The following is a 13,102-nucleotide window of genomic DNA, read 5'->3' on the forward strand; positions in this document are numbered from 1 at the left end:
ACAGTCTAATATGCTGACATGCAGTGAGTTATGAGGCTTTGTGACGAGTGATGAGTTTATACAAAAAACTTTTTCGCTTTACTTTCCTGTTTATGTTTTTTGTTGTAAAAGCATACCTTTTACATTCTAATTTGCCGCATTTCATATTGTAAAACATGCCCTTTCGCATTGCGTTTTGGCACCTTTTGCAGTGAATACAACTTGCCGTGTATATGCTATCTGCATTCTGTAACATTATTATTTATGCCAATGTTTCATTGCTATAGCAAGGTTCTGTTTAGCTGCAACTAATGTGGAATGCTGCGTTTGATGTGTCGGCCCGTATGTAACACAGTAACGGCGGGAGATGAGTGTAGAGCACATCCTCCGCCGTTTTGTTGTACTTTTTAATTAATAATCTTTATCAATATTTTGCGTAATGGCGTTCAGCACATCATGATGTTTCACCGGATGCTGTTAGTTAATAGAATGTGTGCCGTTGACAAACGCCATATTTTAGCACCCTTATTATTAATGTGAAAGCTGTCCCGGATAGGGCAGACTCCTGTATTTTAATCTCTGCAACGCCGTCTGTTTTATGGTGGCGTAATGCCTGAGGGTGATTACGTATTGGTAAATTGTGTAAATTGCCACGGATATCTGTTGTGGCTTTTTTACAATGTAGTGCAAGACGTCTTTGTGATGATATTTTCAATCGTTAGAGGCGCTTGCAATGCTGATTGTCTGCGTGCGTAAGACGCAGAAATACCGATTCTCTAAATATTAGATGTTTTAAGTTGTATAAGACATTTCATAATGTTGGCAATTTTTATAAATGATATTAGATTAAATAATTAATAATTAGTTATTCAGAGTTTCATACAGCCTGGGTGTTAGTTTTTCAATTCGGTATGTAAAGTTATTGTTTTTTTGAAGCACGTGTGCTTAGGCTGTTTGTATTTATATCCAATTAGTCGTTTGCAGATTTATGAGACTTTTATTTTACGGTTTGCGAAAATCGCTTTGTCTCTTCGTTCCTTTTCTCTATTTTATTCAATATCTTCAGGTTGGCCTTATTTATGACATCCATGTCAATTGCGCTGAGGTAAATCTGTGTGGTCTTTAGCGATGTGTGCCCCATGCTGTCGCTTATCACTCCTATGGGGATGTTCATGTTTTTTGCAATGCTTGCCCATGAGTGACGTGCCACATACATGGTTATGCCTTTTCGCATTTTCAGCATTTTGGATATCTTGTCGAGTTGCATGTTCACGTTCTTCTGGCAACTCTTATACTGCATTCTCTCTTCTTTTCCGGGTATCGTAATTATCGGCAGCAGATAGTCGTTGTACGATGGCCATTTGTTAACTATTTCCTGCATGCATTTCTCCCATTTTATTGAGAGCTGCTGCTTGGTCTTGCGCCGCTTGTATGTCAGTATGCCGTTGCTTAGGTCGGTCTTTTTAAGATAAGCCATGTCTATGAACGACATTCCGCGGGTGTAGAAACTGAAGAGAAACATGTCTCTGGCAAAGTGTAATGCTCTCGACGGCATATAGAGCTCCTTTATGGCCTTTATGGTCTGCAGCGGTATGGCTCTTTTCTCGGTCTTGTCAATCCCGGTGTAGACGTTCCTGAACGGCTGTTTCTCCGTGGCGAGTCCGTCGTTCACCGCCCTGTTATATACCGCACGCATCACTCTCATGTAGAAGGATATCGTGTTCATCTTTATTCCTTCGTTTTTCAGATACATCTCATATTGCTGCATCATCTTGTCGTTGATTTTGCCGAGCGTGATGTTCTTGCCTTTTCTGAATCGCTTAAAGCTTTTTAGCGTGCTCTTGTAGTTATCTGCCGTGCTGCTTTGCTTGTTGCTTTCAAGTTCTTTGATTATTTTCTCCATGTATAGGAACAAATATCTGTCTTTCTTGACTTGCAGCTTTTCTTCTGACAGAACGCTCTCATCTATTTCGATGAGAAGTTCTTCTTCTCCCATCTTTATAAGCTGAGGAGAAAGTTTAATTCTAATTGTAGTCATTTTGCTGTTGAAAATTTAAACTTAATAAACAAGTAAATTTACATCCGGTGAAATGAGGAGGTGCATTCCTTAATTGATTGCAGATGCATTCCTCTCGTTTTATTGCAGGTTTTTTGTCTGTCGTTGTTATATTTGTTTTCATTTGTCGTTGCATTTATTGTTAATTAATTTTGTTTTATTGACTTCTTAGGCTGAAATCAAAAAAACAGGGCATAAGCTTTGAGGTGTGTTGGCTTATGCTCTGTTTTGTAGAGGGACTTTGGGATGCTGTGTTTAAGTAAGGTGTTTTAACCGTCAGCCTGTTTGCAGTGCCAGGCTGTGATAGTGTCGTTGCATTTTACCGATGCAGGTAATCAAGTCTTCAAAGTTATATATTAACTCCTTTACTTTCACTTCCCTCTTTTATGTTGATGTTCAGCTAGTTCCTAATCTTTCAGATAGTTCTCTATGTTTGCCAGAACTTTTTGGCTGAGCCGTTCATACGACTGCTTTGTAAGTCCTGACGATACGCCCATGCAGTGCATGTGCCTGTGGCTTTGCATGCGCTCGCTGCCGGCCGCTCCTGTGGTGTCGCAGAAACAGATGTTGTCGCGGTCGAGCCATTTTTCGAATGCAGGTTCGTCCCATGCCGGCGACAGGCCTGTGTTGAAGAGTATCTTATGGTCGCCCATAAGTTCAAACTGCTTTTCGTGCAGCAGCACGGTGTTGCGGTTGAGGCAGCAGAATATCACGTCGCTCCATCCAACCAGTTCGTCCAGGGGCATAAACCTGTAGCCTTTAGCCTCGGCTGCGGGCTTCTGGCTGCGTGCAAAGTAGCCCACCTCGGCTCCGAAGAACTTCATGGCGTCTGCTATCATGCCTCCTGACTTGCCCAGGCCCACCACGCCGGCTTTCAGGCCGGTTATCTCGCTTGGTGCGCCGAACCATGCAGGCTGACCGAAGCCGTGAAGGCATCTGGCAAGCTCGCTTACCACGTATTCTATCACGCCCTCGTCGCCGTAGTCGCGTATGCCGGTTACGGTTATTCCGTGTCCGTCGGCATAGTGGATGTCTACGTTTGCGCTTTCGGGTGAATAGAGCGAGCAGCACATGCCTACGTATTTCAGGCATGGGCATTTGGCAAGGATTTCTGCGGTTATGGCCGTAGTGAAGCTTACCAGCGCGGCATCGGCATCGCCTATGCGTGCTGCTGTCTCATCAGCGGTTTGTGGCATATCGCTGTGGATGATCACCTCGTCGGCATACCGCCCGAGGCTGTCTATAGCCTCCGGAATCATCTTTATCGGCTCTATAGCCACTAATTTTCTGAATTTTCTCATTGTCGTTAGCCTTTACTTATAATATACTTTTTTATCGTTTCCGCCACGGCAGACCTGCTGTTGTGCTGCCGTGCGCTTTTGTCATTCGTCCTGTGTGAGCGCTATGCAGTCGTCGAACAGAGAGATAAGCCTGCGCTTGTAGAGATCGCCCACGGCTTTCTTATAGTTCTTCTTGCTCACCTGGAAGGTCTTGTAGATGTCTTCAGCCGGGCTCTTGTCTGTCAGGCGGCACACGCCGTCGTGTTCTTTCATATATTGCAGGAGCACCTCGCTGAATTCTGTTGTCATCTTGCGTCCCGTAGGCTGCAGCGTCACGTCTATCTTGCCGTCGGGTCTTATTGTGCCTATGTATCCCTTCATCCTGTCGCCGGTGTGTATATCCTTGAATATCTGGTCCTTGTAGACAAGTCCCGGATATTTGTTGTCTATTATCACCTTGAATCCGAGGTCGGTTTTCTGCCATACCAGCAGGCTCACCTCGTCGCCCTGTCTGTATTCGGGTTGCTCGTTGCTGAAGTAGCGCTCTATCTTGGCCGAGGCCACTATGCGGTAGCTCTCGCTGTCGAGGTGTACGTGCACGATGTAGCCTTTGCCTGTTTCCATCTTCATTTTCTGTTCACGGAACGGGCAGAAGAGGTCTTTCATCAGTCCCCAGTTGAGGAAGGCTCCATACTCGTTCACCCATGCCACGTTGAGGAAGGCAAAGTCGCCAACCTTGGCCAGCGGCGTGAGCGTAGTGGCTACGAGCCTTTCTTCGTTGTCGAGATAGATAAACACGTTGAGCTCGTCGCCAACCTTACATCCTTCGGGCACGTAGCGCTGCGGCAGCAGCACCTCGCCTTCGTCGCCTCCGTCGAGATACATTCCGAAGTCTACTTTCTTGACAACCTTCATGAGGTTGTAGTCGCCAAGTTTTATGAAGTCCATATTCTTTATCGGTGTTTGATTTTTATTAATACAAATGTTTGTTGCCTCGCAGTTCTTTTCTGCGTTCTATTCGGCCTTGCCGTCGGCATTTTCGTCCGCACGGTCAGCTCCGTCCGTGTCGTTGTCGGTTGTGGCGGTGCTGCTGCTAGCTGCCGTTGCAGCGTCGGCTGCGGCATTGACGTCGGTCTCGAGCATGCCGTCGCGCATGGCTATTGTGCGGTCGGTAATTTTTGCCAGGTTTTCGTCATGCGTTACAATCACGAATGTCTGTCCGAGTTTGTCGCGCAGACTGAAGAACAGCTGGTGCAGTTCCTCCTTGTTCTTCGAGTCGAGACTGCCCGACGGTTCGTCGGCAAGAATAACGGCAGGGTCGTTTACCAGTGCGCGTGCCACTGCCACACGCTGCTTCTCGCCGCCTGATAGCTCGTTGGGCTTATGCTTTGCGCGGTCGGCCAGCCCCATGAAGTCGAGCAGGGCTTCGGCCTTCTTCTTTGCCTCGCTGCGCGATTTTCCGCCAATCAAGGCCGGTATCATGATGTTCTCGAGCGCGGTGAACTCAGGCAGAAGCTGGTGGAACTGAAACACGAAGCCTATGCGCTGATTTCTGAACTCTGACAGCTTCTTGCGGTTAAGGCGGCTCACGTCGGTGCCGTCTATTATTATCTGTCCGCTGTCGGGCTTGTCGAGTGTGCCTATTATCTGCAGCAGTGTGGTCTTGCCGGCACCGCTCGGTCCGACGATGCTCACCACTTCGCCCTTGCCTATGTGCAGGTCGATGCCCTTAAGCACCTGCAGCGAGCCGAAGCTCTTGGTTATGCCTTTTATATCTATCATGCTTTTTCTGTTTCTTTGTTTGCTTGTTGTCGTTATGTAGAGAGTTGTTTATATCTTGAATTTTTTCCTTACCCATGTCAGCAGCACCTCGTATGCGCTAGGCTGTTCGTGATGCTGAGGCTCAGCATAGGTCATTGCGCCCAGCGGTTCGCCATACTGGTCGGGGAAGATTATCATGAGGCTCTTGCCTGCGAAGTATCGCGTAATCTCCTCCGGCAGACGCTCAAGCGCGTTCTTGTATGATATGGTGCCCTTACGTGCGGTGATAACCACGAACATGTGGTCTTCGTTCACGTTGTCGGCCAGTCCCGGCAGCTCGTTCCAGTGGGCCATGTATGTGTATTCGGCCCTCACGCTAGGATGGCGGTTCTGTATATACTCGTTGATGAGCGACAGCGTCTCGTGCTTTGCGTGGAACTGTATGCGGCACTCAAGGTTCTCGGCCATGCGCGAGAGACGCTCCAGCCAGCGGTAGAATCCCGGCTCGTATTCGGCTCGCGACGGCACGGCCACCTGTATGCGCCTCAGCGTGTTGAGCGGCGTGAGACACTGCACGATGGTTATCTGGCGGTTAAGACCGCTGAAGATGCTCTGTATGAACTCGCCCCAGAACTTCTTCGACACCTCCTGGCGTATGTGCATGCCCATGATAAGCTCTGACGCGTTAAACTCCATGAAGGCGTGCTTTATGCCGTTGCTGATGTTTGTGGCTATTCTTACCTGCGTCTGCACCATCATGCCCGAGTAGTTGGCCACCTTGGTTATATGCTCCAGCAGCTGCCGTCCGCGCTCCTGATACATCAGGCGGTTGTCGTCGTCGTAGACCACGTTGAGCGCCACCACGCCGCGGTTGAGCTTGCGGTTGCGCATCAGCGACGCCATCTTAATCAGGTTTTCGGCCGTTTCAGGATACCTCATCGGTATCATTATCTTCTCGTCATCAGCGGTTTCGTCCTTAGGCAGGCTGCTCTTGGTTTCGAGAGCTATTTTCTTGGCGGCACGCTCCGTTGTGAACGAGCTGAATATGCACGTAACGAGGATAAGTATGATAGTGCCGTTGAGCACGTCGTCGTTGAGCAGGCGCTGGCCGTTGGGCAATATCAGGTTGTAGCCCACGAGCACTGCGGCAAGCGTAGCTCCTGCCTGTGCGTTGCTCAAGCCGTATATCAGCTCGCGCTCAATGGCCCGCATGCCGAACAGCTTCTGCGTGAACAGCGATGCTATCCACTTGCTCGACAGGGCCACCACAATCATCACTGCTGCCACCTCGAGCGTGCCCAGTCCGCCGAACAGTATCTTAACGTTGACGAGCATGCCCACGCCGATGAGGAAATAGGGGATGAATATGGCGTTGCCCACAAATTCAAGGTGAGTCATCAGCGGCGATATGTTGGGCACGTATCTGTTGAGCACCAGACCCGTAAGGAAGGCGCCGAGCAGCCCTTCCATGCCTATCATCTCCATCATCACCGAGCCGAGGAACGTCATGGCCAGCACGAAGATAAACTGCGTGACGTTGTCTTCATACCTCTGGAAGAAGTACTGGGCAATGCGCGGAAAATAGAATATTATGATGAAGAACACCACCGCAATCTTCAGAAACAGCATGATCCAGAAGCTGCTGGTTATCTCGCCCTTGAACATTCCGCCCACAATGGCAAGCACGAGCAGCGTAAGCGTGTCGGTGATGGCCGTAGCTCCCACGGCTATCGTGACGCTGCGCTGGTTGGACAGGCCGTAGCGCAGGATGGTCGGATAGGCTATCAGCGTGTGAGAGGCATACATACTGGCCAACAGCACCGATGTTAAGAAACTGTATTTCAGCACGGCCGTGTTGAACACGAAGCCCATGGCCATAGGTATAACGAAGGCCATGATGCCGTGGGTAAACGTCCGCAGCCTGTTTTTTCTGAAGTTGCTCATGTTCATCTCGAGTCCGGCAAGGAACATGATGTAGTAGAGGCCCACATGCCCGAACAGGTCGAACGAGCTGTCCTTGGCAAGGATGTTGAACCCGTGGGGCCCGACGATGACTCCGGCCAGCACCATACCCACGATATGGGGTATGCGCAGCTTGCCCATTATTATGGGTGCGAAGAGAATGATGCACAGCACGACGAAGAATATCAACGTCGGGGCTGTTATGGGGAAAAATTGCGATATATCCGGCATAAATATTCGTTATGTTGCAAATCTATATGCAAAAGTGCAAAAAAAAATCATATTTTTGCAGTGATTGGGCTAAAAGTTGTACTTTTGTACCGAATAATTAGCAGATTAATATATTTTGTAATAAAAATAAGCGATAAATGAAAGTAGCAATTGTTGGCGCGAGCGGCGCTGTTGGACAAGAGTTCCTCCGCGTTCTCGCAGAAAGAAATTTTCCGCTTGACGACCTTGTGCTGTTCGGTTCAGAGCGTTCGGCAGGCCGGAAATATGTTTTTAAGGGAAAAGAGTATGAGGTAAAACTGCTTCAGCATAACGACGACTTCAAGGACGTGGACATAGCCTTCACGTCGGCCGGAGCCGGCACTTCAAAAGAGTTTGCCGCCGACATAACAAAGTATGGAGCCGTGATGATTGACAACTCGAGCGCGTTCCGCATGGACGACGACGTGCCTCTGGTTGTACCTGAGTGCAACGCCGAGGATGCCCTCAAGCGTCCGCGCGGCATCATTGCCAACCCTAACTGTACGACAATAATGATGGTGGTGGTTCTGCAGCCGCTCGAGCAGCTCAGCCACATACGCCGCATACACATAGCAAGCTACCAGAGCGCAAGCGGCGCGGGTGCTGCGGCTATGGCCGAACTGCAGCAGCAGTATAAGGAGATTATCGACGGCAAGCCCGTAACCGTGAGCAAGTTCCCCCATCAGCTGGCTTACAACGTAATTCCTCAGATAGACGTGTTCCAGCCCAACGGATACACCAAGGAGGAGATGAAGATGTTTAACGAGACACGCAAGATTATGCACAGCGACGTTAAGTGTTCTGCCATGTGCGTGCGTGTGTCATCGCTCCGTGCCCACTCTGAGTCAGTGTGGATCGAGACAGAGCGCCCCATCAGCGTTGAGGAGGCTCAGAAGGCTCTGGCCGCTGCTCCCGGCGTAACGCTCGAGGACGATCCCTCTAACCTGGTTTATCCCATGCCGCTCGACACAGCAGGCAAGGACGACGTATATGTTGGCCGTGTAAGAAAAGACCTGGCCGACGAGAACGGACTGACATTCTGGCTCAGCGGCGACCAGATACGCAAGGGCGCTGCGCTCAATGCCGTTCAGATAGCCGAATATCTGATAAAGGTAGGAAACGTGAAATAATTTTAATGTAGCATTCTGATAAACAGATTCAATGCCCGGACACGGCCTTAGCGGCTGTGCCGGGCATTGTCGTTTTCTTATGGCGGCAGCCTTGATTATTGTCCGTCTCGGGGCTAATGGCAGACTGTCGTTGACGCGTTTCTGATATACAGAGATAAGGCACGCCTGCCGTACGGATTGCAGCTATGCACATGTAGCAGGATGATGACGTAAGGATTGCCGGCAGAAAGGCTCCGGGCGATAAGTCTGCCGTCCGGTGATTTTTCGTTTTTCCGCGATGCTGTGAGGCAGAGTTTCCGCCATAGTAGTGCAAGTCTGTCGGCATGTTGGCTGCCTGATTGTAACGTGCTGAATATCAGCGGCTTTGTAAAAGGTGCCCTTTTAGAGCCTAAAATACCGTCTTTTGCGTCATGAAAGGCCACCTTTTGCAGGCTGATTTGCCGTCTTTTACATTTACGTATGATAACGGCCGTGAATCAGTACGGCATAACGTGCCCCTACAGCAGTATTATTCATGGTGTTATTGTGCCTGCTGCGGCCAGGTCGGGTGGGGCGTTATAGCCTGAAGATAGGGTCGTCTGTATGTGCAAATCATGAAGAATACGTTTATGTCTGTAAACCAGACGTTTACATGTTATGGCCGTTTACCCCTAAAATCTGCTGAAATACATTTCAAAACATTGACAATAACCGTAATTTAATCAAATAAAGATACCTGTTTAAGTAATTTTTTGTTAACTTTGTGTCGGTTTTGTATTATTTGAAGTCATAAGTTTAAGAGATTTTTCAGCGTAAGTGAAAGTGACCGGCGCTATCAGTTTATATGTTCATGCCTGTACCTCGTTGTGCAGGCTGGCGGCCGTTTCGGCGGTTGCCGCCTTGCTGTGCATGTCGGTCATGTCGTGTTCAGACGACGGAAAGCGCGGCGATGAGCGCAAACCGGAGCACGAGGCGGCTCTGAAGAGTCTTGACGACTCGATATTCGTTAAGTCGGAATATGTCATGCGCACCATGCGTGAGGGCATGGCCAATGCTGCCGACAGCCTCGACTATTACGACTTCTACCTGCGCTGGCTGCGCTACAGAGTGTCGCTCGATTCGCCCGACACGATGAGGCTCAACTGGGACGGGCCGTTCGGATTTCTGAAGCGGCAGAAGCCCACGCCGCGCGTCAGGGGCATGATGGGCTTCTTATATAATGCCAAAGGCTCATATTATCACAAGTTTCATTACAATCCGCATGAGACAATAGATTTATATCATAAGTCGTACGAATGTATCATGGGCAGCGACATGGAGTATCGCCTGCCTGACGTATGCGCCAATCTCGGCGATGCCTACGTGGCAGTCAACGACATGCCGCATGCCGCCATGTGGTACAGACGGGCCCTTTATCTTTCTGACTCGCTGCGCCTGCCCAAGGAGACCAACGTTAGCCTGTATATGGGGCTTGGCCGTATATATCTCAATCTGGGCGACTTCAAGGAGGCTCTGCGCTGCTATCAGGTGTCCGACCGCAACTTCGGACTAATGCCGCTCAACCTGAAGCTCTACTTCCTTAACAACTACGGCAACTATTACTATTACGCCGAAGACTATCCGTCGGCCCTGGCCATATTCCTTAGGCTCAAGAAACTGCTTGAGCAGAGCCGCATGGAGCAGAGCTACGAGATGTATCTGTGCAAGGTAAACATGGCCGACGTATATCTCAATCTCGGCAACATGGCAGAGGCATACAAGTATCTCGACGAGGCAGAAACCTTCTTCGGCAGCATAAACGACGACATGGCGATATATTACTGCCACACGATACGCATAGGGCTTGCACTGAAAAAAGGTGATGTCAATGAGGTCAGACGTATACTCGAGGCGGAAAATATCAATACCGTGGTTGACTTCAACCTTGTGAACATACGCCAGCGCTATCTGCGCGAGTATTATGCCAAGACCGGAAACTATAAGAAGGCATACGAAAACCTTATGGGGAGCATTGAGCGCAACGACTCGCTCAAGCATAACACCGCAAATATGCGTACGTCGGAAATCATGATGCGATACACGCAGGACACGCTGAAGCTGCATCATCAGATTGTGCTGCAGGGCAAGGACGCCGACATACGCAGGGCGCGATGGGTGATGTATGTGGTGGCGCTGGCTGCCGTCATGCTGGTGTTGCTGTTCCTCTATCTGCTGACATACATGCGCAAGCGCAGGCTGCAGACCTACATGCAGCTCATGCAGCTTAAGCTGGCCAATGCCCGCAGCCGCATATCGCCCCATTTCATCTTCAACGTGCTCAACAACAGCATATCAAAGACCGGAAGCCGTGACGCTGACGAACTGATGGCACTGACCAAGCTGATAAGGGCCAACCTAAAGATGTCTGACAAATATTACGTGTCGCTTAAGGAGGAACTGGGCTTTGTGCGCTATTATATCAGCGTGGAGCGCTCGTCCATAGGCGACGACTTCGAGTTCAGCGTCGAGGCGCCGCCGGATGATGTGCTTCAGAATGTCATGGTGCCGTCGATGTTCATACAGATACTCGTTGAGAATGCCATTAAGCACGGGCTGAAAAGGCGAGCCGGACACAAGTCGCTCAGGGTGAGCGTAGTGATGGAAGGCTCACGCTGCAACATCGCCGTGACCGACAATGGCGCCGGGTTCGACATACGCCACAGCGACCCTAACTCAACGGGCACCGGACTCAAGGTGATAAGAAGTTCTATAAACATAATTAACCGTAACAACAAGCGCAAGATAAGATTAGGCATAAGAAACCTTACCGGCGATGACGGCAAGGTGGCCGGATGCGAGGTATCGCTGAGCTTGCCGCTTGGACTAAAAAATTCTTAGTATAGCAAACAACCGTATATTATGAACGCAATAATCGTAGACGACACTCAGGCGGCAATAGACAACCTGGTGGACAAGCTGCAGAAATATCCCGATGTGAGCGTCGTTGCCACTGCCGGAACAGGCGAGGAGGGTCTCGACATGATAATGAGACACAAGCCCGACCTGCTCTTTCTCGATGTTGAGCTTCCCGATATGACCGGCATAGAGTTTCTCTCGCAGTTTAACGATCTGGCCGAGTGGCCCTGCCATGTGGTGATATACACCGCCTATACTGACTATATGCTCCCGGCTTTCCGCAACAAGGCGTTCGACTTTCTGCTAAAACCTGTTGACGACAAGGAACTCGACACCGTGATAAGCCGCTTCTATGAGGAGCGCGACAGCGAGAAGGCCGCGGTGATAAAGGACGACAGCATCATAAAAAACGGCAACGACAAACTGCTGTTCTACACTAATACCGTTGACTTCCGTCTGGTGCAGATACGCGACATCTGCGTGTTTTCCTACGATCACGACACGCGGGTATGGATGGCGGTGGCTGCCGGATGCGACAAACCCATGCGCCTGAAGCGCAATGTCAACAAGGACGTGCTGCTCGGCATTGACAGCAGCTTCATACAGGTAAGCCAGAAATACATCATCAACATCAACTATCTTATGGAGGTGTGCGACAACATCTGCCGCTTTTATCCGCCGTTTGACAATATCGACTATGTCAAGGTGGGCCGCTTTTATCGCCGCAAACTTATCAAACGTTTCAGTGCGTTATAAGTCTGCCGGTCATGATAATGGGCTTTTTTATGGCGCATACAGTTCTTATGTCGGTTGTAAAATACTTGATTGGCGCAGTGAAACTTGGCCGGCATTGAATATTATAACCACCGGCCTGCATAGCAGATTTGTTGCAGACAACTAATGTTCGTAGATTGCAACTCATATTTCTTGTGGTTTATGCATAATAAAAAAGGCGTCTGACTTTTGGTCGGACGCCATTTTTTGTTTTATATAATCTTAGAAGTTAACTCCAACTCTGAAGAAGAAGTCGCCTGCTTTTCCGTCAATCTCATCAACAAGATTGCAGAAGCCGTATTCATATCCAACCTTAAACGACAGGAACTTATAGGCTGCTGCCACACCTCCCTGCCATCCGATGTCGAATGTGTTGGCGCTTTCCATGTCATCTTTTGCAACGAGGAAGCTTACATACGGACCGGTGAAGAGGCCAACTTTGGCGTCGCCGCCCTTAACGAAGTTCCACGCACCGTTTCCTTCGAGCTGTATGAAGCCCGGATCCCAGTCCTTGCATCCTTTAGTAACATAAGCTGCACCTACCGACCAGTCGAACGAGTTGTCAATTGGAGCTGTATAAGATACACCGATATTCAAAGCTTTAAATTCAGACTTCGTGTTGAAGTCGCCGTCAACGTCAGAAACGTTTCCACCCCACCATATAGTGATGTTCTTCTGTGCACTTGCGCCTATTGCAACTATTGCAAAAAGGGCTACCAATAAAATCTTTTTCATAGTCGATTCTTTTTTGGTTAATAATACTTGATTTAAAACTCTATGCCGCAAATATACGAATTCTTTTTTAATGACAAACACAAAATGTAAGTTAAATATACTTTTTTGTATCAAAATGTGCTTATACTGCCGTCTTATGGCTTATTTGGTCGAAAAATAGAGTGAAGAGACCTGAAATCAAGATGCCTTATCTCTACAAGTCGGCGTAGATAAAATGATGCAAATGTTCAGTCGGATACACGGGCGCAGGTCGTAAATTAACCATCAAATCCGCTTTTTTTTGTATATCGGGTGCCTATATC

General features: G+C 49.0%; 9 protein-coding genes. 3 read left to right on the plus strand and 6 right to left on the minus strand.

Annotated elements, in window-relative coordinates; translation table 11 throughout:
- Nucleotides 1-976 precede the first annotated feature (976 nt).
- From ACU52_RS14030 to ACU52_RS14050, 5 genes are all read right to left on the minus strand, one after another.
- Complete coding sequence (locus tag ACU52_RS14030) at nt 977-2,017, minus strand: tyrosine-type recombinase/integrase (RefSeq protein WP_021853445.1); 1,041 nt, start codon at nt 2,015-2,017, stop codon at nt 977-979.
- A 425-nt stretch (nt 2,018-2,442) separates the two neighbouring features.
- Nucleotides 2,443-3,336 (minus strand): NAD(P)-dependent oxidoreductase, encoded by an 894-nt coding sequence (locus tag ACU52_RS14035; protein ID WP_053399246.1) that lies wholly within the window; start codon nt 3,334-3,336, stop codon nt 2,443-2,445.
- 81 nt (nt 3,337-3,417) lie between these two features.
- Complete coding sequence (locus tag ACU52_RS14040; protein ID WP_053399247.1) at nt 3,418-4,263, minus strand: CvfB family protein; 846 nt, start codon at nt 4,261-4,263, stop codon at nt 3,418-3,420.
- A 66-nt stretch (nt 4,264-4,329) separates the two neighbouring features.
- Nucleotides 4,330-5,097, minus strand: a complete 768-nt coding sequence (locus ACU52_RS14045; RefSeq protein WP_053399248.1) for an ABC transporter ATP-binding protein — start codon at nt 5,095-5,097, stop codon at nt 4,330-4,332.
- 48 nt (nt 5,098-5,145) lie between these two features.
- Complete coding sequence (locus ACU52_RS14050) at nt 5,146-7,269, minus strand: cation:proton antiporter (protein ID WP_053399249.1); 2,124 nt, start codon at nt 7,267-7,269, stop codon at nt 5,146-5,148.
- A gap of 137 nt (nt 7,270-7,406) precedes the next feature.
- Here ACU52_RS14050 and ACU52_RS14055 point away from each other — a divergent pair, with 137 nt between their 5' ends.
- From ACU52_RS14055 to ACU52_RS14070, 3 genes are all read left to right on the plus strand, one after another.
- Nucleotides 7,407-8,417, plus strand: coding sequence for an aspartate-semialdehyde dehydrogenase (locus ACU52_RS14055; RefSeq protein WP_021853439.1), 1,011 nt, complete (start codon nt 7,407-7,409; stop codon nt 8,415-8,417).
- An 897-nt stretch (nt 8,418-9,314) separates the two neighbouring features.
- Nucleotides 9,315-11,273 (plus strand): tetratricopeptide repeat-containing sensor histidine kinase, encoded by a 1,959-nt coding sequence (locus ACU52_RS14065; RefSeq protein WP_162207789.1) that lies wholly within the window; start codon nt 9,315-9,317, stop codon nt 11,271-11,273.
- 21 nt (nt 11,274-11,294) lie between these two features.
- Nucleotides 11,295-12,047, plus strand: a complete 753-nt coding sequence (locus tag ACU52_RS14070) for a LytR/AlgR family response regulator transcription factor (RefSeq protein WP_021853437.1) — start codon at nt 11,295-11,297, stop codon at nt 12,045-12,047.
- Nucleotides 12,048-12,287: 240 nt separating this feature from the next.
- On the opposite strand, the gene ACU52_RS14075 is transcribed toward ACU52_RS14070, so the two are convergent.
- Nucleotides 12,288-12,800 (minus strand): porin family protein, encoded by a 513-nt coding sequence (locus ACU52_RS14075; RefSeq protein ID WP_021853436.1) that lies wholly within the window; start codon nt 12,798-12,800, stop codon nt 12,288-12,290.
- Nucleotides 12,801-13,102 lie beyond the last annotated feature (302 nt).

Source organism: Xylanibacter rarus (assembly GCF_001275135.1).
Classification (GTDB): domain Bacteria; phylum Bacteroidota; class Bacteroidia; order Bacteroidales; family Bacteroidaceae; genus Prevotella; species Prevotella rara.